The organism is Microbacterium sp. Se63.02b, from assembly GCF_014171575.1.
Taxonomy (GTDB): Bacteria; Actinomycetota; Actinomycetes; order Actinomycetales; family Microbacteriaceae; genus Microbacterium.
Genome location: NZ_CP050453.1, coordinates 1,707,955 through 1,733,154, shown reverse-complemented (window position 1 = coordinate 1,733,154; position 25,200 = coordinate 1,707,955). Strand labels below are relative to the sequence as shown.

Here is a 25,200-nt window from a genome sequence, read left to right as displayed (position 1 = left end):
CACACGCCCGGCGCGTGGATCAACGCGCCGCGATCATCCGATCGGCCGTCGTGCGCGCCCAGGCTTCGGCGGCGGCGAGCGTCTCGACCGTCAGTGCATCCGGCGCCTCGTGGGCGTCGACCACCCGAGCGATCGTGTCGACGATGCCGAGGAAGGGCAATCGCCCTCGTGGAAGGCGTCGACCGCCTGCTCGTTGGCTGCGTTGTAGACCGCGGGGAAGGTGCCCCGGCACGCCCGACGGCTTTCGCGAGTGCGACGGAGGGGAACGCCTCACCGTCGAGGGGCTCGAAGGTCCAGGAGGTCGCGCTGGTCCAGTCGAGTGGCCGTCCGACCCCGCCGACGCGATGCGGCCAGTCCAGGCCCAAGGAGATCGGCAGCCTCATATCGGGTGGCGATGCCTGGGCGATGGTCGACCCGTCGATGAACTCGACCATGGAGTGCACGATCGACTGGGGATGCACGACGACCTCGATGTCGTCATACGGCACGTCGAAGAGCAGGTGCGCCTCGATGACCTCGAGACCCTTGTTGACCAGGGTCGCGGAGTTGGTGGTGACCATGCGCCCCATGTCCCAGGTCGGGTGCGCGAGTGCCTCCGCGGGAGTGACGTCGACGAGGTCCGCCCGGCTGCGTCCGCGGAAGGGACCACCCGACGCCGTCACGACGAGGCGTCGCACCTCGGCGTGGGTGCCGGCACGCAGAGCCTGCGCGAGAGCGGAGTGCTCGGAGTCGACCGGAACGATCTGATCGGGAGCCGCAGCGGCCAACACGAGGTCACCGCCGACGATCAGCGACTCCTTGTTCGCGAGCGCCAGCGTCCGCCCGGCCTTCAACGCCGCGAGCGTCGAGCCGAGACCGATCGAGCCGGTGATCGCGTTGAGCACCACGTCTGCGTCCACATCGCGGACCAGCTGCTCGGCCTCTTCGGCGCCGAGCGCGGTGTCTTCGACGTGGAACTGCGCCGCCTGCTCCGCCAGCATCGCGGCGTTGGAGCCGGCGGCCAGGCCGACAAGTTCGAACCTTCGAGGATTGGCGCGGATCACGTCCAGCGCCTGGGTGCCGATGGAGCCGGTGGAGCCGAGGACGATGACGCGACGCATAACGCCAGCCTAGGACACGGCCCGGCCCGGCCCTCTTACTGCTGGACGGCGGTGGTCGCCAGGATGTCGACCACGAACACGAGGCTCTCCTTCTGGAGTTCGTGGCCTTCGCTCGCTCCGTAGCCGTCGGACGGCGGCATCACGACGACCACCTGCGAGCCGACCTTCTGCCCCTCCAGAGCCTTCTGGAAGCCCGCGACGACACCCGTGGTCTGGAACTGCGCGGGCGCGGCGTCGCGGCTCCAGCTGGAGTCGAACTCCGTGCCGTCTGACCACTTGACACCGAGGTACTGCACGACGACGAGGTCGCCGGATCCGACGGTCGGCCCGTCACCCTGCTTGAGGACGGCGACCTTCGTCTCGGCCGGCGCATCTCCGTCGGGGATCGTGACTGTCGGCGCACCCTTGTCGTCGAGTTCGACGGTCGGCATGCCCGGCGTGGGGTCGACGGGGGTACCGGTCGCCACCTCGGGCAGGTGCTCCACGGCCTGGGCGTAGACGACGACGTTGTTCTGCCCCTCGCCCAACGCACTGCCGGGGAGTGACAGCACGATTCGCGAGCCGACGGGCTCGCACTCGAGCGCCGCGACGAAAAGGGACGACTGGTTGGTGTCGAGGAGGACGGGGAGGAGACCGTCCTCACCCCGCGCTGAGGAGTCGACGACCTCGTTGGTGGTCGCGTCGACGATCTGGTACTCGACCGAGACCAGGTCGTTGACGTAGACCTCTTCGCCATCGCCCTCCGACACCACCGTGCGCTCGACGCCCGCGAATGCGGCATCGGCCGGGACGGTCACCTTGGTGTCCGCCCCTTCACCCTCGACCTTCACCGCATCAGAGGTCGCACCGGGCTGCGCGTCCAGAGCGCAGGCACTCGATGCGGACGGGCTCGGCGTGCCGGAACTCGACGGCGCGGAGCTTCCGGCGCAGCCCGCCAGCAGGAAGGTCGCCGCGGCGACGGTGGACAGGACGATGAGCGGACGCTTGCGCACAGTGAGACCTCGGGATCGCGGGCGGGACACTCCATCCTCCCCCATACCCCTTTGCCCTCGCTGGGAGGCGCGGCGCGAATCTTCATTCCCACGAGGGCATGGATCCGGGAGTAGCCTGCTCTGATGACCTCTGCGCCGTCCGTCGAGCCCGAACCCTCGTCAGAAGAGGCATCCTCGTCGACCGGGACTGCGAAGCCCCGTCATGCCGGACTCGCGTACACCCTGGGGCGGAGCCTCATCACTCCCCTCGCGAGGACCGTGTACCGTCCGCGGATCGAGGGCCGGGACAACGTCCCGCTGACCGGACCCGTCATCTTCGCGAGCAACCACCTGTCCTTCATCGACTCGATCGCGATCCCGGTCGCGGCGCCTCGTCCGGTTCACTTCCTCGCCAAGTCGTCGTACTTCGAAGGCACCGGCTTCAAGGGGTGGATGAGCAAGACGTTCTTCGAGTCGATCGGTGCGATCCCGGTTCGCCGCGGAGCGGGCCAGGCGGCATTGGATGCCCTCGACCTGCAGCGCCAACTGCTCGACGAAGGTCTCGCGGTCGCCTTGTATCCGGAGGGCACGCGGTCCACGGACGGGCGACTGTACAAGGGCCGCACCGGGGTGGCGTTCCTCGCGCTGCAGACCGGCGCTCCCGTCGTCCCCGTGGGGCTGATCGGCACGGACACGGTGATGCCGGTGGGCGCCAAGGTTCCCACGCTCAAGGAGCGCATCACGGTCCGCTTCGGAGAGCCCTCGACCTGTCGCCGCACGGACCGGCGACGAGCGGGCGCGCGCGCCGCCTCGCCACCGATGAGATCATGGCCGCGATCCACGGGCTGTCCGGGCAGGAGCTCGCGGGCACCTACAACGAGGCGCCGGCACAGGGCACGATCGAGAAGATCAAGCAGGCGCTCCCCACGAACGTCGCTGACCCGACGCGGGACTCAGCCGACTGCGCTGACCGTCGCCTGGTGGTGCACCGGGAAGTTCATCGAGTTCGCGATGAAGCACCACTCGTTCGCCGTCGCGTGGGCGCGCTCTGCCGCCTCGATCATCGATGCCTCCGCGACGACCACCTCGGGCCGCAGCATCACCTCGACGAAGGCCCCTCCGCCCTTGCCGTCTTCGCGCATCATGCCGCTCGCGTGGTCACGGTACGACACCACGACGACGCCCGCGGTGACGCACGCGTGCAGATAGGACAGCAGGTGGCACTCCGAGAGCGAGGCGAGCAGGAGGTCCTCGGGATTCCACCGCGACGGATCTCCGCGGAACGGCTTGTCTGCCGAGGCCAGGAGCTCGGGCTTGCCTGCTACCTCGATCGTCACGTCGCGACGGTAGTCGCGGTAGCCGCTCGTGCCGGCACCCGTGTTGCCGGTCCACACGGAGGTGAGCGCATAGTGATGTTCGCCGAGGGCGCGGGGGGTCGACTCTGCCATGACGACAGTCTGCCAGGGGCGACGGGCCCGAGGTGAGCCATCGGACGCCCGACGCTAGAGTTGACGGGTGCTGGAGACTCTCACCGTTCAGGATTCCGTGGAACTCGCCGTCGTCGAGCGGAGCGGTTTCATCGAATCCCGTCACGCCGGTGCTGCCGTGGTCCTCTCGTCCGAGGGAGAGATCGTGGCCCGCCACGGCAACACCGACGCTCTGATCCTGCCGCGCTCGAGCCTCAAGCCCCTCCAGGCGATCGCGTGCATCACGGCCGGCGCGGTCCTCGAAGGCGAGCAGCTCGCGATCTCCACGGCGAGCCACGTCGGCACCGACCGGCATGCCGCCGTCGTGCGGGACATCCTGACGGAGGGCGGGCTGACCGAGGACGCCCTCGGGTGTCCTGCGTCGTGGCCGAGCGACTCCTCGACACGCGATGATCTCGTCCGCGAGCACGGAGAGCCGAGTCGCGTACGGATGAACTGCTCGGGGAAGCACGCCGCAATGCTGCGGGCGTGCGTCGCGACCGGGTGGCCGACCGATGGATACCTCGACCCCGCGCATCCGCTTCAGGCCCACATCCGCGAGGTCGTCGAGCGGCTCACGGAGAGAAGGTCGCGCACACCGCGATAGACGGCTGCGGCGCCCCGGTGTTCGCGATGACTCTCACCGGCCTGGCACGTGCACTGCACCGCGTCGGCACGGCGTCTGACCGTTCGCCGTTCGCACTCCATCGCGTCGCGGGTTCCCTGGTGCGTGCCGTGCGCGAGCACCCGTGGACCATCGAGGGGCCCGGCCGCCCCGACACCGTCGCCATCGAGAAGCTCGGAGTCTTCGCCAAGCACGGCGCCGAGGGCGTCATGGTGATGGTCGCTCCGAACGGAACGACCGTGGCGTTGAAGATGCTCGACGGCGCCACCCGCGCATCCACGATCGTCGCCGCCACTCTCCTCGCACGCGCGGGCGGGTTGAGCGACTCCGATGTGTCGGCTCTCCGCGAAGCGCTCCCTCTCACAATCAGCGGCGGAGGTGCCGAAGTCGGCGTCATCCGACCGGCGACCGGGATCTGACGCCACCGTCCCCTCGACGTCTTCCGCCCCTCGGTCTCGATCATCGGGGCATCAGCTCCGGGATGATGACCCGTCGGGGCGAACCCGCGCCGACGATCGCCCAGGCTCGACCTGCATGGGGACGCGCATAGGGCGGAAGTTCGCGTACACCGGCAAGCTGCCGGAGGTCTACGGATTGTTCCGCGCGGATCACGATCTCGCCGTCTGCGCGGATGCGCTGCCAGGAAGACCAGTTGCGCTGCCAGGTCTCCCCGTCTCCCACGACGAGGCAGGGGCGCTCCGGTTCGACGGCTTCCGTCCCCGCGACGATCACCTCGAAGGACGGATGCGCCTTGCGCAACCGAGCCGCGACGGATCGAGCGCCGGCAGTGACGACGCCCGTCACCGCGTAGGACGGGGTCCACGCCGCCGCGGTCGCCTCTTCGTCGCGGCTGTCGGGGCCGTCAGAGCCGTCGGGATCCTCGGGCACCCAGGCCACTTGCACCTCGCGATCACCGATTCTCGCGCGCCCCGGCACGCGATCATGCACGAAGGACGAGGCGTCTCCGCCGGCGGCGAGATGGTCGACGCGCGTCGGCATCCTCAGCAGCGCCCGCTGCGGAATCAGGTCGAGCACCCTTCCCAGAGTCCCTGACGCCCTGGCCGCCGTCACCGCGAACGTCGTTCCTTCCCCGTTCCGCAGGAGCATTTCCCAGTACTGTGCGAACTGCTGTGCGTACTCTGGCGGCAGCCGGGAGATGAGCGCATCCATGTCGTCTGAGAGCACCAACGACGGAGCGCGTCGGCTCCCGGTCGCCCACCCGACGGTGAGGTCCCATGCCTCTTCCGGGTCTCTCGGCACCCATCTCGCATCCGCGCGTTGCGCTGCCAGAGCACGCAGAGCCGCCGTACGCCCAGACCCCGGCATACCGAGGAACAGCACTCCCCTCTCTTCCCCGCAGCGCAGGGTCACGGCAGGCTGGGCCTGATGCGCGGGGTCGTCGGAACGCCCGAGCACAAGGGTCTCCGCCCCGGCTGCGTCGGAGACGACCAGGTCGGTGAGGGGCACGCACGCGGGAAGGGCAGCGAGCCAGGGACTGCGCGGGGGCGCCTCCGTCGCCCAACGCTGTTCCGCAGTGCGAAGGTCGGCAGCACCCGTCAATGCCACACGCATCGCGACGGGCTCGGTGTCGACCGGTCGCCGCACGAGCGCCAGTCCGCGCGAGTCCGCGCCGCCGGGGAGCGCGGAAGCCGCCTCCGATCCGATCATGAGGCGACTGTCGCTGGGATCGCCGACACGAAGGCTGATGCGGAGGGGGCAGTTGGCAGCCAGCGCATCCCGCACGACGCCCGCTGCCCGCTGGGTGCCGAGGATCAGATGCATGCCGAGCGCACGGCCCCGAGCCGCGACATCGGTGAACACCGCTCCCAGGTCGGGGTGTTCCGAGAGCAGCGCGGCGAACTCATCGACGACGATCACCAGTCGAGGCATGTCGACTTCGCCCACGTCTCGCGCGCCGGCCGCGGTGAGGACGCTCTCACGACGTCGCAGCTCTGCGGTGAGGCTGGAGACCCCGCGCCGTGCGCCTTCCTCGTCGAGATCGGTGATGACGGCGGCGACCTGCCTCAGACCGCGCAGCGGCTCGAATGTCGTGCCGCCCTTGAAGTCGGCCAGGACGAAGACGACCCTGTCTGGTCCATTGCGTGCGGCGATGGCCGTGACCCAGCTGACCAGCAGTTCGCTCTTACCTGTGCCGGTCGTGCCCGTCACGATCGCGTGCGGTCCGTCCTCCACGATGTCGAGCACGACCTGCCCACGTGCGCTTCGTCCGATCGCCGCGCTCAAGCCGCTCCTCGGGTCCGGCTGCTCCAGCTCGTCCAGCGACACGGCGTCGGGGAGGACATCGGCGGCATCCTCCGACACGGCGAGGTCTTCCACGATCGCTCCCGTCTGCGCGAAGGAGAGACACTCGACGGCGATCTCGGTCGCGTCGTGCAGCGTGCGCAGACGCGCCCTGCACGGTTCGATGATGTCGATCACCGTTGTGACGCCCTCCGGAACCTCCGCGTCAGCGGGCGCGAGCCAGATCACGGCATCCGCCTCCGTGCGCGCCATCTCGCTCGAGTCGATCGCGAGGACGAACCTGCCTCGACCTCCGCGCGCCGCATGCGGCGCCGCCCCACGCCGCACGCATCGAGGCCCGTCCCCGCAACGACAGCTGCGCCGGGCTGAAGCGCATACCGAGCTGGATGACCAGTGCTCGTGCAGCGGCGGCGATCAGCGGTTGCGCTCCCCGCAGGCAGATTCCACCGCCGAGCGGCACCACGACCGGAGCCGCATCGAGGACGGAGCATCGCTCTCGGAATTCTCTCCCTCGTCGATCATCGCCACCGCTGCAGCGGACGCTGCTCGAGATGCTTCCGGCGCCGACGACCACAGGCGTCGCCGATGCGGGCGGCTCCGCGCTTCGCAGCGGCGGTTGCGCGAGACACGCAGCCGCGTCAGGGTGCCGAAGCCGCAGCGCCGTCCGCTCGTCACCGTGCCGACGCCTCAACTCGGCCTCGGCGAACGCCCACTCCCGCTCGGCCCGCGCATCGCCGTCGCGGCGCTCGCGACGCCGGGCACGAGCCGCATCCAGCAGCGAGGCCCCCATCATCAGGGGCCCCAGAGCCGCGAAGCAGAGCGCGAACGCCGAGCCGGTCACCAGCCACAGCACGACTCCGCCGAGCACAGGAACGACCGGCGCGAGGATCGGCAGAGGAGCACGGCGCGACGGGGCAGGGGCCGTCGGGAGCACGATGGGAAGGGATTCCATCCATCCAGTGGATCGCAACGCGTGCGGTGATCCGGCGCTGTCCACAGCGCCGAACCGCTATTTCGCGGTGTCTTCGTCTGGGGAGGATGAGTCGTCTTCGTCCGAGACCTGGACGATGATGAGAGTCACGTTGTCGCGGCCCCCGTTCTCGAGCGCCGCAGCCAACATCGCATCCACACCGTCGCTCGGATCGCTGTTCTCCCGGAGGAAGTGCTGGATGCCGTAGTCGGTGAGCTCCTTCGTGAGCCCGTCGGAGCAGATGACGAACCGGTCGCCCGGTCGCACGTCGATCGTGACGTAGTCGGGCGCGGTCAACTCGCTCGCGCCGACCGCGCGGGTGATCACGTTGCTGTACGGATGCCCTTCGGCCTCCTCGGGGCTGAGCTTGCCCGCCGTGATCAGTTCCTGGACCACCGAATGATCGGTCGTCACCTGCACGAGGCGCTCATCCCGGAGCAGGTAGACCCGCGAATCGCCGATGTTCAGCGCCACCCACTGCGCGTCTTCGCCCTCGGTGTGGAAGTAGACACCGGTGAGTGTCGTCCCCGTGCCCTCGTCGGTCGTCTCCGGGTGATCCGCGATGTCTCCTACGGCCAGCTCGAGAGCCTTCTCGATCGACGGGCCGCTCACCTCGCCCGAGGATACGACGGCCTGCAGCCGCTCGACCGTGCTGCGACTCGCGATCTCGCCGCCCGCGTGACCACCCATGCCGTCGGCGACGATGAACAGCGGGAACTCTGCGAGAAAGGCGTCCTGATTCGTCTCGCGTCGCCGACCCAGGTCGGTGACCCCCGCCCAGGACAGCAGCAGAGGGCGCTGCGCAACCGTGACGCGATGCGTCTTCGTCTCAGCCACGTGCTGCCTCCGATGGACCTGCGACGGGTCGGGCGTCCGCAGGATACTCACACATCGTAGTAGAACTCCCCTGTCCCATGATCACACTCAGGCCGCCGGATCGGCGGGCAGCGGGAAAAGTCCGTCGATGATCTCGAGGTCGGCGGCATCCGGACGCCACGCATCCCCCGCGGCGGCATTCGCCTCCACCTGCGCCACAGACGTGGCACCGGCGATGACGCTCGACACCGCGGGCCGCGCGAGAAGCCAGCCAAACGCCGCCTGCACCATGGTGATGCCTCGGTCGTCGCAGAAATCTCGGAACGCGTCGAGCGCATCCCAGGGCGCCCTCTCCCACAGGTGGCGGCGCTCGGACATGATCCGGCTCGACGACGGACCTCCATCGCGGGTGAACTTCCCCGTGAGCAGCCCGTTGTGCAACGGAAAGTAGGGGAAGAAGCCCAAGTGGAAGCGTTCCACCGCAGGAAGCACCTCACGCTCCGCGGCCCGTGAAAGGAGGGAGTAGTGATTCTGCGCAGACACGAAACGACCGGTCGAACGTGCGCGCGTGGTGAGCTCGGCTTCCGCCACCTGCCACCCGGTGAAGTTCGAGTGGCCGTAGTAGCGGATCTTGCCTTCGCGCACGAGCTCGTCGAGCGCGTCCGTCGTCTCGGTGATCGGCGTCTCGGGGTCGGGCAGGTGCAGCTGATACAGGTCGATCCAGTCGGTGCGCAGTCGCCGCAGCGACTCCTCGACGGCGCGACGGACATATCGACGCGACCCGCGGGCCGCCGGGAACGCGTACCCCATGTCACGCTCCTGCCCGAACTTCGTCGCCAGCACGACGCTGTCGCGCCGTCCCTCCAGCGCTTCCCCCATCAACGCCTCGCTGGCACCGGCGACCGCTCCGTACATGTCGGCGGTGTCGAAGAAGGTGATCCCGTTGGCGAGGGCGGCGTCGATCACCTCGCGCGTTCCGGCGAGGGACTCGGTCGCGGTTCCCGCGCGTCCGAAGTTGTTGCAGCCGAGGCCTGTGGACGAGACGAGAAGACCGGACGCGCCGACGCGGCGCTGCGACAAGACCATGGCTTCCACGTTAGCGGCCGCTCCGGATCGAGGACCACCCGGGAACGCCACAGGGCTCCCGACCGAGGTCGGGAGCCCTGTCTCAGATGGTCAGGCCGGCGGCTGCGTCGGGTCGCTCGGCGGTGCCGGAGGCGCGGGAGGCGTGGTCGGCGGTGCAGCCGGAGGCGCCGTCGGAGGCGCGGGCGGCGTGGCCGGAGGTGCCGGCGGGGTGGTCGGCGGAACCGGGGGAACCGGGGCGCCGGTCGCGGGGGCCGCGGGGCCTGCGGGCGGTGCGTAGCCAGGCTGCGCGGGCGGAGCATAGCCGGGCTGTGCCGGTGGTGCGTAGCCCTGCGGCGCCGGAGGAGCGTAGCCCTGAGGAGCGCCGTACCCCGCCTGCGGCGCAGCGGCCGAAGGCTGAGCGGGGATGCCGTCCCACACCGTGCGGTCACCGAGGAATCCGTTGCCCGCCCAGGAGGCCGGCTGGATGTTCGGGTTCCAGCGGGACTTGTCGAAGGCGTTGATGCCGAGCCAGACGATGCTCAGGAAGACGTAGAGGATGACCCAGACCGCATCCTTCTGGAGCTTGAGCCCGACTCGCCACGCCGCGATGGCGGAGAGGACGGCGAGTGCGACCGAGAAGACGTAGCCGACTCCGATCCAGCCCAGCAGGGCAGTGCCGGCGATGCCGTAGAGCACGAGCCAGGGGCTCAGATCACCCAGCTTGAAGAAGATCATCACGTTGTACACCGGCACCCAGGCGCGCCAGGCACCCTGCACACCGGCCTTCTGGAAGATCTTCATGTAGAAGAGCGACCCCAGGACGTATCCCGCGAGCCCGATGATGATGCTGAAGATGACGATGCCGGCTATCGCGGCAAGGTATCCCGAGTCGTAGTAGGAGTCCATGATCCCCTCCGGATCTGAATGAACGGACGCGATTCACGCCGCGACACCACCATATCGGTGTGCAATACCCCCGGCAATGAGCCGCGCGGGCGACATGAGGCGCGCCGAACCGGGCGCTATTCGGTGACGACGAGCTCCACGACGCCGGAGTGTTCGCCGTCACGGAACACGATCCCGTGCGCCTGCGCCCACGACCGGAAGCCTCGGAGAGTACCCGTACGTGGCTTGTCCTGGGCCAAAGCACGGACGAGGAGCCCCTTGGACTTCTTGTTGAAGTGGTTCAGCGCCCTCCCCTGTTCGGTCACCACCCGCACGTACACGGATGGAACGGTCGCGGGAACCGGGCCGAGGGCGACGTAGGCCTCGCTGCGCAGGTCGAGAACGAATGACGGTGCGGCGTCGGCGAGGGCGGAAGTGGTCGCGGCGCTCCAGTGGCGTCTGAGCGCAGGAAGACCGGGGAGCGAGGTGCCTGCCGCCAGCCGATATGCGGGGAGCGGATCGAGAGCCCCGACCGGTCCCAACGGGGCGCTGTGGATCCAGACGTGCGTCGCCAACCAGCGACGAGACGCAGCCGGGAGCGTCCGCGCGTCGAGCGCATCGAACAGGACCCCCGTGTAGCGGTCTACGGCCGGCATCGTCGGCGACGTCCGCAGTCTCCTGTTGTGGGCGATATCGCCGGTCTGTCGGTCGCTCAACTTGAGGACGCGTCTGGCGGCGGACTCGTCAGCCGCGAGATCGACCAGCGCGTCGAGGACAGCAGACCGGTGCGATCCGAGCGCCGGCAGTGCGAGGGCATCGAGATCGAGCGGCGGACCGTCACCGCCCTCGCGCTTGGTCTCCGACGGAGGGAGCAGGATCTTCATGAAACCTCTGTGGATGCAGACGCGTCCGCCCCGGGACCCGAACGGGTACCGAGGCGGACGTGTCGAAACGGTTGTCGCTAGGCGATGAGAGCCGCGTTGCCGGCGACGATCGTCAGGGTGTCACCCTCCATGGAGAGGAACCCGTCCTGAGCGTTGGCCAGCACCTTGGTGCCATCGGACTGCGTGATCCGGACCTGGCCTTCGGCGAGGATGGCCAGGACCGGCTCGTGGCCGGTCATGAAGCCGATCTCACCCTCGACGGTCTTGGCGACCACGAGGCTCGCCTCTCCCGTCCAGACCTCCGCATCCGCGGAGACGAGGCTGACATGCAATGCCATGGTCAGCCGTTCTCCTTCTGGATCTTCGCCCACTGCTCTTCGACGTCGGAGATGCCACCGACGTTGAAGAAGGCCTGCTCGGCGACGTGGTCGAAGTCACCCCGGGTGATCGCATCGAACGACTCGATGGTCTCCTTCAGCGGAACGGTCGAGCCCTCGACACCGGTGAACTTCTTCGCCATGTAGGTGTTCTGCGAGAGGAACTGCTGGATGCGACGTGCACGCGACACGACGATCTTGTCCTCTTCGGAGAGCTCGTCGACACCGAGGATCGCGATGATCTCCTGCAGTTCCTTGTTCTTCTGGAGGATCTGCTTGACCGTCGTCGCGACGCGGTAGTGGTCCTCGCCCAAGTAGCGGGGGTCCATGATGCGCGACGTCGAGGTCAGCGGGTCGATGGCCGGGTACAGACCCTTCGAGGCGATCTCACGGGAGAGCTCGGTCGTCGCGTCGAGGTGGGCGAAGGTGGTCGCCGGGGCCGGGTCGGTGTAGTCATCGGCCGGCACGTAGATCGCCTGCAGCGACGTGATCGAGTGACCACGCGTCGACGTGATGCGCTCCTGGAGCACACCCATCTCGTCGGCGAGGTTCGGCTGGTAGCCCACGGCGGAGGGCATGCGGCCCAGCAGCGTGGAGACCTCGGAACCGGCCTGCGTGAAGCGGAAGATGTTGTCGATGAAGAGCAGCACGTCCTGCTTCTGCACGTCACGGAAGTACTCCGCCATCGTCAGAGCCGAGAGGGCGACGCGCAGACGCGTTCCCGGCGGCTCGTCCATCTGGCCGAACACGAGCGCGGTCTTGTCGAAGACGCCCGCCTCCTCCATCTCGTGGATGAGGTCGTTGCCCTCACGGGTGCGCTCACCGACACCGGCGAACACCGACACACCACCGTGGTCCTGCGCGACGCGCTGGATCATCTCCTGGATGAGGACGGTCTTGCCGACACCGGCGCCACCGAACAGACCGATCTTTCCACCCAGCACGTACGGGGTGAGGAGGTCGATCGACTTGATGCCGGTCTCGAACATCTGAGTCTTGGACTCGAGCTGGTCGAAGTTCGGCGCCTTGCGGTGGATGGGCCAGCGCTCGGTGACCTCGATCGTCTCGCCGGGCTCGAGGTTGAGCACCTCGCCGATGACGTTGAACACCTTGCCCTTGGTCACGTCGCCGACGGGGACCGAGATGGCCTCACCGGTGTCGCGGACCTCCTGGCCGCGGACGATGCCGTCGGTCGGGTTCAGGGCGATGGCGCGGACGAGGTCGTCGCCGAGGTGCTGAGCGACCTCGAGCGTGATCTCGGTGGTCTCTTCGTCGACCGTGATCGACGTCTTGAGAGCGTTGTAGATGTCGGGGATCGAGTCGTGCGGGAACTCGATGTCGACAACCGGACCGTTGACGCGTGCGACGCGCCCGACGACCGCGGTCGCCGGCTGGTCAGCCGGAGCGGTGAGGGTCATTTTCGTCTCTTTCCTGATGGTCTATTTGCTCGAGAGAGCGTCGGCGCCGCCGACGATCTCGGCGATCTGCTGCGTGATCTCCGCCTGACGCGCGTTGTTGCGCAGGCGGGTGTAGTCGGTGATGAGCTTGTCGGCGTTGTCGCTGGCCGACTTCATCGCCTTCTGCGTCGCCGCCTGCTTGGCGGCAGAGGACTGCAGGAGGGCGTTGAAGACGCGGCTCTGGATGTACACCGGCAGGATCGCGTCGAGAACGGTCTCGGCGTCCGGCTCGAACTCGTACAGCGGGTAGACGGTATTACCGGCTTCCGACTCATCGGCTTCCGTGATCTCCAGCGGGAGCAGACGCACCGACTCGGGCGACTGCGTCATCATGCTGACGAAACGGTTGTACACGAGGTGGATCTCGTCGACGCCGCCGCCCTCGCCCCCGCGGGAGAAAGCATCGAGCAGCGTCGCGGAGATCTCCTCGGCGGTGTGGAACGACGGGGTGTCGGTGTCTCCGGTCCACTCCGCAGCGGCAGCGAGGCGTCGGAACTGGAAGTATCCGACGGCCTTGCGGCCGATGAGGTAGAAGACCGGCTCCTTGCCCTGCTCACGCAGGAGCTCAGCCACCTCGAGACCCTCACGGAGGATCTGCGAGTTGAAGGCTCCGGCGAGGCCGCGGTCCGAGGAGAAGATCACGACCGCGGAGCGGGTGATGTTCTCGGACTCGCGGGTCAGCGGGTGATCCACGTTCGAGTGCGTCGCGACGGCGGACACGGCTCTCGTCACGGCACGCGCGAAGGGGGTGGACGCCTTGACGCGTGCCATCGCCTTCTGGATGCGCGAAGCCGCGATGAGTTCCATCGCCTTCGTGATCTTCTTGGTCGTCTGAGCAGAAGAGATCTTCTGCTTGTAGACCCTGAGTTGAGCGCCCATATGTCAGTACCTCACGCGGTTACGCGCGACGACCCTTGACGATCTTCTCCTGGTTGACGTCTTCAGCCTCGGCTGCAGCGTGCTCCTCGTGACCAGGGGCGCCGATGGCGTGGCCCTTGCCGCCCTGGAACTCCAGGACGAAGGCATCCGTCTGCTTCTCGAGCTCTGCGACAGTGGCGTCGTCGAGGACGTTGGTGTCGCGCAGCGTGTCGAGAACCGAGGTGTTGCGACGCAGGTAGTCCAGGAGCTCGCGCTCGAAGCGCAGGACGTCTTCGACCTCGATGGTGTCGAGCTTGCCGTTCGTGCCGGCCCAGATCGAGACGACCTGCTCCTCGACGGGGTACGGCGAGTACTGCGGCTGCTTGAGCAGCTCGGTCAGACGCGCACCGCGGGAGAGCTGACGACGCGAGGCCGCGTCGAGGTCGGATGCGAACATCGCGAACGCCTCGAGCGAGCGGTACTGCGCGAGCTCCAGCTTCAACGTTCCGGAGACCTTCTTGATGGACTTGACCTGCGCGTCACCACCGACTCGCGAGACCGAGATACCCACGTCGACCGCCGGACGCTGGTTGGCGTTGAAGAGGTCGGACTGGAGGAAGATCTGGCCGTCGGTGATCGAGATCACGTTGGTCGGGATGTAGGCCGAGACGTCGTTGGCCTTGGTCTCGATGATCGGGAGACCCGTCATGGAACCGGCGCCGAGCTCGTCGGACAGCTTCGCGCAACGCTCGAGCAGACGCGAGTGCAGGTAGAAGACGTCACCGGGATATGCCTCGCGGCCCGGCGGGCGACGCAGGAGCAGGGAGACGGCACGGTAGGCCTCGGCCTGCTTCGACAGGTCATCGAAGATGATGAGGACGTGCTTGCCGCCGTACATCCAGTGCTGACCGATGGCGGAACCCGTGTAGGGAGCCAGGTACTTGAAGCCGGCGGGGTCGGACGCCGGAGCAGCCACGATCGTGGTGTACTCCAGGGCGCCGGCCTCTTCGAGCGCGCCCTTCACCGAAGCGATGGTCGAGCCCTTCTGGCCGATGGCGACGTAGATGCAGCGGACCTGCTTGTTGACGTCGCCGGACTCCCAGTTCGCCTTCTGGTTGATGATCGTGTCGATCGCGATCGCCGTCTTACCGGTCTGGCGGTCGCCGATGATGAGCTGACGCTGGCCGCGACCGACCGGGATCATCGCGTCGATGGCCTTGATGCCGGTCTGCATCGGCTCGTGCACCGACTTGCGCTGCATGACGCCGGGGGCCTGCAGCTCGAGGGCACGGACGCCCTCGGTGGCGATCGCGCCGAGGCCGTCGATCGGGTTGCCGAGCGGGTCGACCACGCGGCCGAGGTAGCCGTCGCCGACCGGAACCGAGAGGACCTCGCCCGTGCGGGTGACTTCCTGACCTGCTTCGACACCGGTGAAGTCGCCGAGGACGACGACGCCGATCTCGTGCTCGTTCAGGCTCTGCGCGAGCCCCTTGGTGCCGTCCGCGAAGATCACGAGCTCGTTCGCCATGACGCCGGGCAGTCCCTCGACGTGCGCGATGCCGTCTGCGGCGTCGATGACGGTGCCGACCTCGGTCGCCCCAGCCCCGGAGGGCTCGTATGCTGCGGCGAAGTCCTTCAGCGCGTCACGGATGACGTCGGGGCTGATCGATAGTTCTGCCATTGTCTTCCCTTTGTATCTGGGTGCGCGGTTCCCCGCGCGAAGTCGTGTTAGCCCGCGAGCTTCTGGCGAAGGTCTGCGAGTCGTGCGGAGATGCTGCCGTCGATGACGTCATCGGCGATCTGCACACGCAGACCTCCGACCACGGCAGGGTCGATGACGACGTTGAGAGACACCTGACCGTCGTAGCGACGCGAGAGCGAATCGCTGAGACGTGCTCGCTGCGCATCGCTCAGTGCAGCGGCGGTGTGCACCGTGGCCACCACGCGACCGCGCTGGCTGGAGACGATGCTCATCGCCCGGTTCAGCAGGCGCCGCACACGACGTTCGCGCGGCTGGCGCACGAGCGACGTGATGATCAGCGATGCCGCAGCGCTCGTGGAGCCTTCGGCCAGGAGGCGCTCGACGAGCGCACCCTTGGCGTCTTCTCCGCCGAGGCGGCTGCCCAGCGCGAGCTCGAGCTCGGGATTGGCTGCGATCACGCGGGAGAACCCGAAGAGCTCTCCCTCGATGTCCGCATCCGGATCGGCGATCGCGGCAGCGCGGATCGCGAGCTCCTCGATACCGTCCACCAGCTCGCCGGCGTTCGACCAGCGTTCCGCCACGGCGGTCTTCAGAACATCCTGAGTACCCGTGGAGAACCCGCCGAACACCGCGGCGACGACGTTCTGCCGTGCCGCGGCGGGTGCGGAGGGATCAGCAAGCGCGCCGCTCAGCTGAGACGACTCGCTCACGGCACGTGCGGCAGCGAGCAGCTCCCGCGCGGTGTCGAGAGTGACGTCCTTCGCTGCGGCAAGCGTCTGGATGGATGCCGCGAGTGCCTGAGTGGTCGCGCTGCCCATTACTGAGCCGCCTTCTCGGATGCCTCGAGGTCGGCGAGGAAGCGATCGACGACAGCCGTCGCACGAGCATCGTCGGAGAGCGTCTCGCCGACGACGCCACCGGCGAGGTCGAGAGCGAGCGATCCGACCTCGCTGCGCAGCGAGACGAGAGCGGTCTGACGCTCCGCCTCGATCTGCGTGTGCGCGGTGGCGGTGATGCGAGCAGCCTCGGCGGTCGCGGTGTCCTTCGCCTCGGCGACGATCTTCTTGCCGTCCTCACGGGCGGCTTCGCGGATCTCGCCGGCCTCGGTGCGCGCCTCAGCGAGCTGACGCGTGTACTCCTCGAGAGCCGCCTCGGCCTGCTTCTGGGCCTCGTCGGCCTTCGCGATGTTGCCCTCGATGGCGGCGGAGCGCTCGTCGAGCATCTTCGTCAGCCGGGGAAGGGCGACCTTCCAGACGACGATCAGGATGACGATGAACCACACGCCCGACCAGATGATGTCGTACCACGCAGGGATGAGGGGGTTGTTCGGCTCCCCCTCAGCTGCGAGGTTCGTGACAAGAGCGTTCAGCATCCTGTCTCCTTCTGAAGTCGGTGAGAATTACGCGGGGAACGGGATGAATGCGACGGCGATGCCGACGAACGCGAGCGCCTCGGTGAAGGCGATACCGATCCACATGAGGACCTGGAGACGGCCGGCCAGCTCGGGCTGACGGGCGACGCCCTCGATGGTCTTGCCGACGACGATGCCGACGCCGATGGCCGGGCCGATGGCTGCGAGGCCGTAGCCGACCGCTCCGATGTGACCGTTGATTTCAGCGAGAACCGTAGTAGCGTCCACGGGTTTTTCCTTTCGTTGGGTGGGAAGGCTGATGCCTGCCCGCTCAGTGCTCTTCTGCGACCGCGAGCTGGATGTAGACCGCGGTGAGGACGGTGAAGACGTATGCCTGGAGGACGGCGACCAGAATCTCGAAGAGAGTGAAGGCGCCGCCGAAGGCGAGGGTTCCGACACCGAGCGCGGCCCAGCCGCCGCCTGCGGTGAAGAAGAAGAACTGGGTCGCGGAGAACGCGAGGACCAGGATCATGTGCCCCACGACGAGGTTCATGAGAAGACGCAGCGTCAGAGTGACGGGGCGGAGGATGAAGGTCGAGATGAGCTCGATGATCGCGACGATCGGCATGGCGGCCACCGGCACACCCTGCGGGAAGAGCGAGTTCTTGAAGAACTTGAATCCGTGTCGCTTGATGCCGGCGTAGATGAAGGTCACGTAGCTGACCACCGCGAGGGTGAGCGGCACCGCCACGATCGCCGTTCCCGGCATGTTCAGGAAGGGGATGATCCCGGTGATGTTCATGAACAGCACCATGAAGAAGATCGTCGTGAGGATCGGCAGGAAGCGATCGCCGTCCTTGCGACCCAGCATGTCGTGGGCGACGTTGGTGCGGACGAAGCCGAGCCCCATCTCGACCAGGCTCTGGAATCGTCCGGGGACGACCTTCATCCGACGCGTGCCGAGCCAGAGGATCAGGACCACGGCGATCACCGCGAGCAACTGGACCAGATGGATCCGGTTCACGGGGATCGGGCCGACGTTGAAGAGGATCTCCGGGAAGAAATCGTCAATCGAAGGGCCGTGGAACTCGCCGTCGGAGGCAAGTCGGGGGGTCAGGGTCGCAGCAAGATTAAACAGCGCGGGCTCCAGCTTCGGGGCACCGGTCTAAACCGGGGCGACGATGGTCGGTGTGCTACACAGCGCAAGCGCTCGCGGGCGAGCGGCGGGCACGTTTCAACAGTATCAGAATCTGAGGGTGCCCTAAGACCGCGGGCCGCCCTCGGCCGGCTCCGGTCCGTCGCCGATCTCGTTCGCACGGCCCGGTGCACGGTCCTCGGGGACCTCGGTCGGCAGGCTCGTGTCGCTGACGTGGGGCAGGCGCATACGGGTGAGGACGATGACGTCGATCGCCAGCGACATCAGCACGCCGGCCACGATGGAGAGGAAGAACACCATCGGATGCAGCCACGGCTGCCCGGCGAGCAGGATCATCGCGACGACGAAGAGCCCGAGCTTGAGCAGCCAGCCGCCGAGGACGATGGCGAAGAAGAGCTGCACGTAGATCGGATCGCCGTACCAGCGGTTGGCGATCAGGATGCTGATGCCGGTGATCGCGAGGAAGAGCGCCGCCAACAGGACGCCGAGCAGGCCGCTGACCAGACCCTCGCCCTGAGCGACGATGTAGCCGATGCCGGCCGCGACGACGGCGAGAACCCCGGTCGCCACAGCCGACCAGATCAGGGTCCGTCGCAGGATCGGGGTGCTGGAAACAGGGCTCGGGCTCATCGGGGCTCCACGGGGGTCTGGTCGGGTTCGGCGGCCGCTGCACGCTTCCTGCGGCGGGTGGGGCTCAGGGTCACGACGAGGCAGGCGGCGATGCCCACGATGCCGAAGCCGACGCCGGGCAGGTACTGACCGGGCCAGTCCTCCCGCGCGCCGACGTACATCAGCAGGACGGCCAGCGAGATGACCGCCGTCCATGCATAGAAGATCAGGACCGCGTCGCGGTCACGGTGTCCGAGATCGAGCATCCGGTGATGCAGGTGCTTGCGATCGGGCGAGAACGGCGAACGGCCGGCGCTCATGCGTCGCAGCACGGCGAGCCCGAAGTCGAGCAGGGGAAGGAGCACCACCAGCAGCGGCAGCAGGATGGGCAGGAACGCACCGACCAGCTGCGAGCGTCCGAGCCGCTCGGGGTCGAGGGCCGAGGGGTCCATCTGCCCGGTGATCGCGATCGCCGACGTCGCCATGAGCAGACCCACCACGAGGGCTCCGGAGTCGCCCATGAAGAGCTTCGCCGGGCTCCAGTTCAGCGGCAGGAAGCCCAGGCAGGCCCCGATCAGCGCGGCGGCGAGGAACGTCGACAGGTTGAAGTAGCTGGAGGCGCCGGAGTCGCGCGTGAAGATGTAGGAGTACGCGAAGAACACGCCGTTCGAGATCAGGCAGACGCCGGCCACGAGACCGTCGAGTCCGTCGATGAAGTTCACCGCGTTCATCACGATCACGATCGCGAACATCGTGATCGTGATGCTCAGCCAGCTCGAGACCACGATCAGATCGCCGAAGGGCAGCGAGAGGATCTGCAGCCCTCCCCCGACGGTGATGACACCCGCGGCCAGGAACTGCGCACCCAGCTTGATCATCCAGTCGATGTCCCAGAGGTCGTCGACGACCCCGATGATCGCGATCAGCAGGGAGGCTCCGAGGATCGACCACATCGTCTGCGGCGGTATCCAGATGCTCTGGAAGAAGGGGTTGATGGCCGAGAACCCGAAGGCTGCGGCGATACCGAGGAAGATGGCGACGCCGCCGAGACGCGGCGTCGGCGTCGTGTGCACGTCGCGCTCACGGATACCCGGGTACAGCTTGAACCGCAGACTCAGTCGCCAGACCGCCCAGGTCAGCGCGAACGTGATCGCTGCCGTGATGATGATCGTGGCGAGGTACTGCTTCACGAATCCGCGTCCTGCTGCTCCTCCACGTGCGCCTGCTCGGCGTGCTCGTGCTCCCCTTGCTCCTCGGGCTCGAGCAGATCGCCGAGCACCTCCTGGAGCTGCTCACGCGAGACCGCGCCGTCGCGGAGGATGCGGACGCCGCCTGTCTCGGAATCGGAACCACGGCGGACCAGAGACGTCGCATCGACGATCGTGGAGGCGATGCCGTCCTTGCTGAGGCCGTCTGCGAGATACACGGAGACGCTGTCACCCAGCATCTTCTCCGCATCCAGTGCGGAGATCGCAGCCGGTCGGCCGGTGAGGTTCGCGCTGGACACGGCCAGAGGCCCGGTCTCGGCCAGCAGCTCCAGGGCGACGCGTCCCTCCGGCATCCGCACGGCGACCGTTCCCAGCGTCTCCCCCAGATCCCACACCAGGGAGGGCTGGGCCGGGAGCACGATCGTCAGCCCGCCAGGCCAGAAGGCCTCGATGAGGCGCTCGACGGGTTCCGGGACGGACTCCGCCAGGGCGGCGAGCGTCTCCTTCGAGCCGATGAGGACGGGCGGTGGCTGATCGCGCCCCCGTCCTTTCGCATCGAGGAGCCGCTGGACGGCTGCCGGGGAGAAGGCGTCGGCGGCGACGCCGTACACGGTGTCTGTGGGCATCACGATGAGGTCGCCACGGCCGATCGCCTGGCGCGCATGGCGCATGCCGGCGAGCAGCTGCGAGTCGTCGCGGCAGTCGAAGATGGTTGACATGACGGTTCGATTCTATGCGGCGCGGATACGGAGGATGCTCGGAGCCTGCTGATCAGGGCCTGAGTGCCGTGGTGGCACGGTCCCGCAGCGTGAGATCGCGATGCGTGGCGGCTCCTCGCCAGCCGTCGGCGGTCAGGATCTCCCTGATCGATTCGCCCTGGAGTTCGCCGTGCTCGATCACCAGAAGGCCACCGGGATGCAGCAGGCGCAGCGCTCGGGTGCTGAGTACGCGGACGATGTCGAGTCCGTCCTCTCCCCCGTACAGCGCCATGTCGGGATCGAAGAGACGCACCTCCGGATCACGCGGGATCGCGGCGTCAGGAACATACGGCGGATTGGAGATGACGACGGATGCGGTGCCGTCGAGTTCGGGGAACGCCTCCGCCAGGTCGGACAGGACGAGGGTCAGATTGTCGACGCCCGCCACGTTGCGGCTGGCCCACGCATGCGCATCCGTGGAGAGCTCTGCGGCGAAGACACGGGCGTGCGGCACCTCGGTCGCCATCGCGAGAGCGATCGCCCCGCTCCCGGTGCCGAGATCGACACCGATCGGCGAAGGCTCCGCCGACGCGAGCAGCGCATCGATCGCGTACTGCACGACGGTCTCGGTCTCCGGGCGCGGCACGAAGACACCGGGACCGACCGCCAGTTCGAGGTGACGGAAGGGCGCTGTGCCCGTGATGTGCTGCAGGGGCTCGCGCGCTGCGCGGCGCATCACCAGTGCGTCGAGAGCAGCCGCAGCCTCGTCGTCGACCTCGTCTCGGCGGATGATCGCCGCCTGCACCTCACCGCGTCGGAGTCCGAGGGCATGACCGGCGAGCAGTTCGGCGTCGACCGCGGGATCCGGGACGCCGGCATCGGCGAGGCGCTGAGCTGCGGCGCGGACGACCGAGCCGAGAGAGGTGTCGGGCATGGGTTCCAGCGTAGAGTGCGCGAGCCCGTCACATTGCCCTCGCGCATAGCCTCCTCCCCTAGGCTGGTGCGGCAGCGAACCCGCACAGGAAGGCTCCCCATGCCCGGCATCCACTCCGACATCACGACCGCTTTCGGCAACACGCCGCTCGTGCGTCTGAACCGCGTGACCGAAGGCCTTGGTGCGACGGTGCTCGCCAAGCTTGAGTACTACAACCCCGCCTCCAGCGTGAAGGATCGCATCGGCATCGCCATGATCAACGCGGCCGAGGCCTCGGGCGACCTCACCCCCGGCGGGACGATCGTCGAGTCGACCAGCGGGAACACGGGCATCGCTCTCGCGATGGTCGGCGCGGCGCGTGGCTACCGGGTCATCTTGACGATGCCGGCGTCGATGTCGAAGGAGCGGCGCGTGCTGCTCAAGGCGTTCGGCGCCGAGATCGTGCTCACCGACCCGACGAAGGGCATGAGCGGTGCGATCGAGGAGACCAAGCGCATCGTCGCCGAGACCCCGGGCGCGATCTGGATCCGTCAGTTCGAGAACGCTGCGAACCCCCAGATCCACCGTGAGACGACGGCTCAGGAGATCCTCCGCGACACCGACGGCGCCGTCGACATCCTCGTCGCCGGTGTCGGAACCGGCGGCACCGTGACCGGGACGGGCCAGGCCCTCAAGGCCGCGAAGCCCGGGGTTCAGGTCATCGCCGTCGAGCCGAAGGACTCCCCGTGCTCACCGAGGGACACCCCGGCCCGCACAAGATCCAGGGCATCGGCCCGAACTTCGTCCCTGACGTGCTCGACCGTGCGGTGCTCGACGAGATCCTCACCGCCGAGTTCGATGAGTCGTTGCGGGTCGCCCGCGACCTCGCGGCCAAGGAGGGTCTGCTCGTCGGCATGTCGTCCGGCGCGGCGGTGGCCGCAGCGCTCAAGGTCGCCGCCCGCCCGGAGAACGCCGGCAAGACGATCGTCGTCGTGATCCCGGACACCGGTGAGCGCTACCTCTCCACCGCGCTGTTCGAGGATCTCCGCGAAGACTGAGCCGTCCGATGGGCATGATCGGGCGAATGCGCGAAGACATCGCGGCGGCTCGCCTCCGGGACCCGGCCGCGCGCAGCGGCATCGAGGTCGCTCTGCTGTACCCGGGTCTCCACGCGATCTGGGCGCACCGCGTCGCGCACGCACTCTGGCGTCGCCGCCTGCGGCTGCTCGCACGGGCGGGGCTCGCAGGTCACCCGATGGCTGACCGGCATCGAGATCCATCCGGGTGCGCGGATCGGGCGTCGCTTCTTCATCGACCACGGCATGGGTGTGGTGATCGGGGAGACGAGCGAGGTGGGCGACGACGTGATGCTGTATCACGGCGTCACCCTCGGAGGACGCACCAGGACCTCTGGCAAGCGGCACCCGACGCTCGCCGACGGAGTCATGGTCGGCGCCGGGGCGAAGATCCTCGGCCCCGTGACGATCGGCGCACGCTCGGTGGTCGGCGCCAACGCCGTCGTCACCCGCGACGCCCCGGAAGACAGCGTCCTGGTCGGCGTGCCCGCCAAGCCTCGTCACCGCACCGTCGGCGACGACACCAGAGCGCTGCTCACCGCGCCGGACTACTACGCGATCTGACCGACGCGGAGTGGACCGCAGGAGGGCACGTGCTTCCGGCGCCGCGACGCCGATCGGCACGCTCAGCGGAGGACGCGGTAGCGCAGATGGGTTTCGCTCGCGAAGGCCGATGTCTCGAGGCGCTCCAGCTCGATGCGTCGCCCGAGCCCGGCGAACAGCGAGATCCCCCCACCCAGCAGAACCGGCGCGACGTCGAGGTGCAGTTCGTCGACGAGTCCGAGCTGGAGGCACTGTCGCGAGATGCTCCCGCCGAGCAGACTGACCCACTTGTCGCCCGCGGCCTGCATGGCCGTCTCGACCGCCTTCGCGATGTCGTCGACCACGAACGTGTAGACGATGCCGTCTCGCTCGATCGGCTCGTGCGCGGTGTGGGTCATGAGGTACACCGGCACCTTCAGCATGCCGCCGTAGGGGATCTCGCCGTCCTCGATGGTCCTGGTCCTGTTCGCTCCCCCGACGATGGCGCCGATGTGCTCCATGGTCTTCTCGACGACGAGATCGTCTTCCGGTGCGGATGGGCGGCCGAACATCCACTCGACCCCGCCATCCTCATCCGCGAGGAACCCGTCGAGGGTCACCGTGGCATGGACGATCACTCGAGCCATGATCTGCTCCTTCTGTGAGAGGTGAGTGGCAAGAGTCACCCGCCGGCGGCGACGGAGGCTAGCGACGCGCGGTCTTGACCGCGTCGACCTTCTTGCGCAGGAAGATCAACGGCAGCAGCACACTTCCCAGTGCGGTGATCAACCACACGATGACCGCTCCGAGGAGCCACCCGGTGAGGTCGGTGATGCGGAGCCCTCCGATGGGCAACAGCACCACGATGATGAGCGAGATGAGCGTCGAGACGATGCCGATGCCGCCCATCAGCACCGGGGCGTAGCGATCGGCGATCTTGCCCACCCAGGGCGAGAGCACGCTCTGCAGGACCGCGAAGATCAGGATGCAGATGACGAAGCCCCACCACTTGTCCCACTCGATCACGAAGCCATCGAGAAGGAGATCGGCGGCGATCAGGCCGAGGCCCGCCGACACGACGTACATGAGGCCGCGGAACAGGAATGTGATCACGGCCAGAGCCTAGCGCTCGGACGGCGTTCCGCGCGTCAGGATTCGGAACCGACCGCGGCGAGCCGAGCTTCCTCATCCGCGGTGATCGCGCTCTCGATCAGCGGATCGAGCGCACCGTCCATCACCTGATCGAGGTTGTACGCCTTGAACCCGGTGCGGTGGTCGGCGATCCGGTTCTCCGGGAAGTTGTACGTGCGGATGCGCTCCGAGCGATCCATGCCGCGGATCTGCGAACGGCGGGCGTCGGATGCGGCGGCGTCCAGCTCCTCCTGCTGCCGCGCGAGCAGCCGCGCACGCAGCACACGCATTCCGGCCTCGCGGTTCTGCAGCTGCGACTTCTCGTTCTGCATCGAGACGACGATGCCGGTCGGCACGTGGGTGATGCGAACCGCGGAGTCGGTCGTGTTGACGGACTGCCCACCCGGACCGGACGAACGGAAGACGTCGATCTTGAGATCGTTCTGATCGATCTGGATCTCCTCGGGCTCGTCGACCTCGGGGAAGACGAGCACCCCGGTGGTCGACGTGTGGATGCGGCCCTGCGACTCCGTGGCAGGGACGCGCTGCACGCGGTGCACTCCGCCTTCGTACTTCAGATGTGCCCAGACGCCCTGCGCAGGATCGGACGAAGAGCCCTTGATCGCGACCTGCACGTCCTTGTAGCCGCCGAGGTCGGACTCGTTGCGCTCGAGCAGCTCGGTCTTCCAGCCCTTGGACGCCGCGTACTGGATGTACATGCGCAGCAGATCGGCGGCGAACAGCGCGGACTCCGCACCGCCCTCCCCCGCCTTGATCTCCATGATCACGTCGCGAGCATCGTCCGGATCGCGCGGGATCAACAGCCGCCGCAGACGCTCCTGGGAGGCCTGCAACTCCTCCTCCATCGCAGGGATCTCCGCCGCGATCGACTCGTCCTCGCGCGCGAACTCGCGCGCGGTCTCGAGATCGTCGGTCGCAGCGACCCAGGCCTCATACGCCGAGACGATGCGCGAGAGCTCGGCGTAGCGCCGGTTGACGCGCTTCGCTCGGGCGGCGTCGGCGTGCACCGCCGGGTCGGAGAGCTCCTCCTGCACCCGGCGATGCTCGTCGATCAGAGTCTGGACGGACTCGAACACG

Annotated in this window: 23 protein-coding genes and 5 pseudogenes; 4 read left to right on the top strand and 24 right to left on the bottom strand. The window is 67.9% G+C overall.

Translation table 11 applies throughout. From position 1 onward, the window contains the following. Positions 1-19 precede the first annotated feature (19 nt). Positions 20-1,100, bottom strand: a pseudogene (gene dxr, locus G4G29_RS08505) (1-deoxy-D-xylulose-5-phosphate reductoisomerase). 35 nt (positions 1,101-1,135) lie between these two features. Continuing rightward, on the bottom strand, positions 1,136-2,122 hold the full coding sequence (locus tag G4G29_RS08500; protein ID WP_244632540.1) for an FKBP-type peptidyl-prolyl cis-trans isomerase: 987 nt from the start codon (positions 2,120-2,122) through the stop codon (positions 1,136-1,138). A 93-nt stretch (positions 2,123-2,215) separates the two neighbouring features. Between G4G29_RS08500 and G4G29_RS08495 the strand changes: the two are divergent. Next, positions 2,216-2,997 (top strand): annotated as a pseudogene (locus G4G29_RS08495) (lysophospholipid acyltransferase family protein); the annotation flags it as partial. 27 nt (positions 2,998-3,024) lie between these two features. On the opposite strand, the gene G4G29_RS08490 reads toward G4G29_RS08495, so the two are convergent. Continuing rightward, positions 3,025-3,519 carry an OsmC family protein gene (locus G4G29_RS08490; RefSeq protein WP_183152484.1) on the bottom strand — a complete coding sequence of 165 codons (495 nt, stop codon included), beginning with the start codon at positions 3,517-3,519 and terminating at the stop codon, positions 3,025-3,027. A 67-nt stretch (positions 3,520-3,586) separates the two neighbouring features. Between G4G29_RS08490 and G4G29_RS08485 the strand changes: the two are divergent. Then, a pseudogene (locus G4G29_RS08485) lies at positions 3,587-4,581 on the top strand (asparaginase). Positions 4,582-4,621: 40 nt separating this feature from the next. On the opposite strand, the gene G4G29_RS08480 reads toward G4G29_RS08485, so the two are convergent. The 18 genes from G4G29_RS08480 to prmC all read right to left on the bottom strand — a co-directional run bounded on the left by G4G29_RS08480 (position 4,622) and on the right by prmC (position 21,394). Then, positions 4,622-6,676: an FtsK/SpoIIIE domain-containing protein gene (locus G4G29_RS08480; RefSeq protein WP_183152483.1), complete on the bottom strand. Its 2,055-nt coding sequence runs from the start codon at positions 6,674-6,676 to the stop codon at positions 4,622-4,624. Then, positions 6,630-7,376, bottom strand: coding sequence for a hypothetical protein (locus tag G4G29_RS08475; RefSeq protein ID WP_183152482.1), 747 nt, complete (start codon positions 7,374-7,376; stop codon positions 6,630-6,632). Before G4G29_RS08475 ends, G4G29_RS08480 begins: the two co-directional genes overlap by 47 nt. Before the next feature lie 57 nt (positions 7,377-7,433). Then, positions 7,434-8,231: a protein phosphatase 2C domain-containing protein gene (locus tag G4G29_RS08470; RefSeq protein WP_183152481.1), complete on the bottom strand. Its 798-nt coding sequence runs from the start codon at positions 8,229-8,231 to the stop codon at positions 7,434-7,436. Between the two features lie 87 nt (positions 8,232-8,318). Continuing rightward, on the bottom strand, positions 8,319-9,296 hold the full coding sequence (locus tag G4G29_RS08465) for an aldo/keto reductase (protein ID WP_183152480.1): 978 nt from the start codon (positions 9,294-9,296) through the stop codon (positions 8,319-8,321). A 90-nt stretch (positions 9,297-9,386) separates the two neighbouring features. Beyond that, a complete protein-coding gene (locus G4G29_RS08460) occupies positions 9,387-10,181 on the bottom strand; it encodes a large exoprotein (RefSeq protein ID WP_183152479.1) in 795 nt (264 codons plus the stop codon). A gap of 116 nt (positions 10,182-10,297) precedes the next feature. After that, on the bottom strand, positions 10,298-11,044 hold the full coding sequence (locus tag G4G29_RS08455) for a peroxide stress protein YaaA (RefSeq protein ID WP_183152478.1): 747 nt from the start codon (positions 11,042-11,044) through the stop codon (positions 10,298-10,300). Positions 11,045-11,121: 77 nt separating this feature from the next. Beyond that, positions 11,122-11,382 carry a F0F1 ATP synthase subunit epsilon gene (locus tag G4G29_RS08450; protein WP_017830988.1) on the bottom strand — a complete coding sequence of 87 codons (261 nt, stop codon included), beginning with the start codon at positions 11,380-11,382 and terminating at the stop codon, positions 11,122-11,124. A 2-nt stretch (positions 11,383-11,384) separates the two neighbouring features. Next, on the bottom strand, positions 11,385-12,839 hold the full coding sequence (gene atpD / locus G4G29_RS08445) for a F0F1 ATP synthase subunit beta (protein WP_183152477.1): 1,455 nt from the start codon (positions 12,837-12,839) through the stop codon (positions 11,385-11,387). 21 nt (positions 12,840-12,860) lie between these two features. Next, complete coding sequence (locus G4G29_RS08440; protein ID WP_183152476.1) at positions 12,861-13,757, bottom strand: F0F1 ATP synthase subunit gamma; 897 nt, start codon at positions 13,755-13,757, stop codon at positions 12,861-12,863. Between the two features lie 19 nt (positions 13,758-13,776). Then, positions 13,777-15,417: a F0F1 ATP synthase subunit alpha gene (gene atpA / locus G4G29_RS08435; protein WP_183152475.1), complete on the bottom strand. Its 1,641-nt coding sequence runs from the start codon at positions 15,415-15,417 to the stop codon at positions 13,777-13,779. Positions 15,418-15,464: 47 nt separating this feature from the next. After that, a complete protein-coding gene (locus G4G29_RS08430) occupies positions 15,465-16,256 on the bottom strand; it encodes a F0F1 ATP synthase subunit delta (RefSeq protein ID WP_183152474.1) in 792 nt (263 codons plus the stop codon). Next, complete coding sequence (locus G4G29_RS08425) at positions 16,256-16,810, bottom strand: F0F1 ATP synthase subunit B (protein WP_183152473.1); 555 nt, start codon at positions 16,808-16,810, stop codon at positions 16,256-16,258. Before G4G29_RS08425 ends, G4G29_RS08430 begins: the two co-directional genes overlap by 1 nt. Before the next feature lie 27 nt (positions 16,811-16,837). Continuing rightward, the gene (atpE, locus tag G4G29_RS08420) at positions 16,838-17,077 is read right to left on the bottom strand and encodes an ATP synthase F0 subunit C (RefSeq protein WP_045265023.1); all 240 of its coding nucleotides are present in this window, start codon (positions 17,075-17,077) and stop codon (positions 16,838-16,840) included. Positions 17,078-17,120: 43 nt separating this feature from the next. Beyond that, positions 17,121-17,813 carry a F0F1 ATP synthase subunit A gene (atpB, locus tag G4G29_RS08415; protein ID WP_244632539.1) on the bottom strand — a complete coding sequence of 231 codons (693 nt, stop codon included), beginning with the start codon at positions 17,811-17,813 and terminating at the stop codon, positions 17,121-17,123. A 237-nt stretch (positions 17,814-18,050) separates the two neighbouring features. Further along, entirely contained in the window at positions 18,051-18,575 is a 525-nt protein-coding gene (locus G4G29_RS08410) for a hypothetical protein (RefSeq protein ID WP_183152472.1), read from the bottom strand. Next, entirely contained in the window at positions 18,572-19,744 is a 1,173-nt protein-coding gene (locus G4G29_RS08405) for an MraY family glycosyltransferase (RefSeq protein ID WP_183152471.1), read from the bottom strand. Before G4G29_RS08405 ends, G4G29_RS08410 begins: the two co-directional genes overlap by 4 nt. Continuing rightward, complete coding sequence (locus tag G4G29_RS08400; RefSeq protein ID WP_183152470.1) at positions 19,741-20,481, bottom strand: L-threonylcarbamoyladenylate synthase; 741 nt, start codon at positions 20,479-20,481, stop codon at positions 19,741-19,743. Before G4G29_RS08400 ends, G4G29_RS08405 begins: the two co-directional genes overlap by 4 nt. A gap of 52 nt (positions 20,482-20,533) precedes the next feature. After that, a complete protein-coding gene (gene prmC / locus G4G29_RS08395) occupies positions 20,534-21,394 on the bottom strand; it encodes a peptide chain release factor N(5)-glutamine methyltransferase (RefSeq protein WP_183152469.1) in 861 nt (286 codons plus the stop codon). Between the two features lie 99 nt (positions 21,395-21,493). On the opposite strand from prmC, the pseudogene cysK reads away from it, so the two are divergent. Together cysK and epsC are read left to right on the top strand one after the other, a co-directional pair. Beyond that, positions 21,494-22,431, top strand: a pseudogene (gene cysK / locus G4G29_RS08390) (cysteine synthase A). A gap of 8 nt (positions 22,432-22,439) precedes the next feature. Continuing rightward, positions 22,440-23,013 (top strand): annotated as a pseudogene (gene epsC, locus G4G29_RS08385) (serine O-acetyltransferase EpsC). A gap of 62 nt (positions 23,014-23,075) precedes the next feature. Here the strand turns inward: epsC and G4G29_RS08380 are convergent. The 3 genes from G4G29_RS08380 to prfA are packed head-to-tail and all read right to left on the bottom strand — an operon-like array spanning position 23,076 to position 25,199. Next, positions 23,076-23,618, bottom strand: coding sequence for a dihydrofolate reductase family protein (locus G4G29_RS08380; protein ID WP_183152468.1), 543 nt, complete (start codon positions 23,616-23,618; stop codon positions 23,076-23,078). Positions 23,619-23,676: 58 nt separating this feature from the next. Further along, complete coding sequence (locus tag G4G29_RS08375; protein WP_183152467.1) at positions 23,677-24,084, bottom strand: phage holin family protein; 408 nt, start codon at positions 24,082-24,084, stop codon at positions 23,677-23,679. Positions 24,085-24,119: 35 nt separating this feature from the next. Further along, positions 24,120-25,199 (bottom strand): peptide chain release factor 1, encoded by a 1,080-nt coding sequence (gene prfA / locus G4G29_RS08370; protein ID WP_183152466.1) that lies wholly within the window; start codon positions 25,197-25,199, stop codon positions 24,120-24,122. Between the last annotated feature and the right edge of the window lies 1 nt (position 25,200).

What these genes read in the sequence shown, in the direction of transcription:
- G4G29_RS08490 (WP_183152484.1), bottom strand. Translation starts at nt 3,519, where the DNA reads ATGGCAGAGTCGACCCCCCGCGCCCTCGGCGAACATCACTATGCGCTC.
- G4G29_RS08480 (WP_183152483.1), bottom strand. Translation starts at nt 6,676, where the DNA reads ATGGCGCGCACGGAGGCGGATGCCGTGATCTGGCTCGCGCCCGCTGAC.
- G4G29_RS08475 (WP_183152482.1), bottom strand. Translation starts at nt 7,376, where the DNA reads ATGGAATCCCTTCCCATCGTGCTCCCGACGGCCCCTGCCCCGTCGCGC.
- G4G29_RS08465 (WP_183152480.1), bottom strand. Translation starts at nt 9,296, where the DNA reads ATGGTCTTGTCGCAGCGCCGCGTCGGCGCGTCCGGTCTTCTCGTCTCG.
- G4G29_RS08460 (WP_183152479.1), bottom strand. Translation starts at nt 10,181, where the DNA reads ATGGACTCCTACTACGACTCGGGATACCTTGCCGCGATAGCCGGCATC.
- G4G29_RS08455 (WP_183152478.1), bottom strand. Translation starts at nt 11,044, where the DNA reads ATGAAGATCCTGCTCCCTCCGTCGGAGACCAAGCGCGAGGGCGGTGAC.
- G4G29_RS08450 (WP_017830988.1), bottom strand. Translation starts at nt 11,382, where the DNA reads ATGGCATTGCATGTCAGCCTCGTCTCCGCGGATGCGGAGGTCTGGACG.
- atpD (WP_183152477.1), bottom strand. Translation starts at nt 12,839, where the DNA reads ATGACCCTCACCGCTCCGGCTGACCAGCCGGCGACCGCGGTCGTCGGG.
- G4G29_RS08440 (WP_183152476.1), bottom strand. Translation starts at nt 13,757, where the DNA reads ATGGGCGCTCAACTCAGGGTCTACAAGCAGAAGATCTCTTCTGCTCAG.
- atpA (WP_183152475.1), bottom strand. Translation starts at nt 15,417, where the DNA reads ATGGCAGAACTATCGATCAGCCCCGACGTCATCCGTGACGCGCTGAAG.
- G4G29_RS08430 (WP_183152474.1), bottom strand. Translation starts at nt 16,256, where the DNA reads ATGGGCAGCGCGACCACTCAGGCACTCGCGGCATCCATCCAGACGCTT.
- G4G29_RS08425 (WP_183152473.1), bottom strand. Translation starts at nt 16,810, where the DNA reads ATGCTGAACGCTCTTGTCACGAACCTCGCAGCTGAGGGGGAGCCGAAC.
- G4G29_RS08410 (WP_183152472.1), bottom strand. Translation starts at nt 18,575, where the DNA reads ATGAGCCCGAGCCCTGTTTCCAGCACCCCGATCCTGCGACGGACCCTG.
- G4G29_RS08400 (WP_183152470.1), bottom strand. Translation starts at nt 20,481, where the DNA reads ATGTCAACCATCTTCGACTGCCGCGACGACTCGCAGCTGCTCGCCGGC.
- prmC (WP_183152469.1), bottom strand. Translation starts at nt 21,394, where the DNA reads ATGCCCGACACCTCTCTCGGCTCGGTCGTCCGCGCCGCAGCTCAGCGC.
- G4G29_RS08380 (WP_183152468.1), bottom strand. Translation starts at nt 23,618, where the DNA reads ATGGCTCGAGTGATCGTCCATGCCACGGTGACCCTCGACGGGTTCCTC.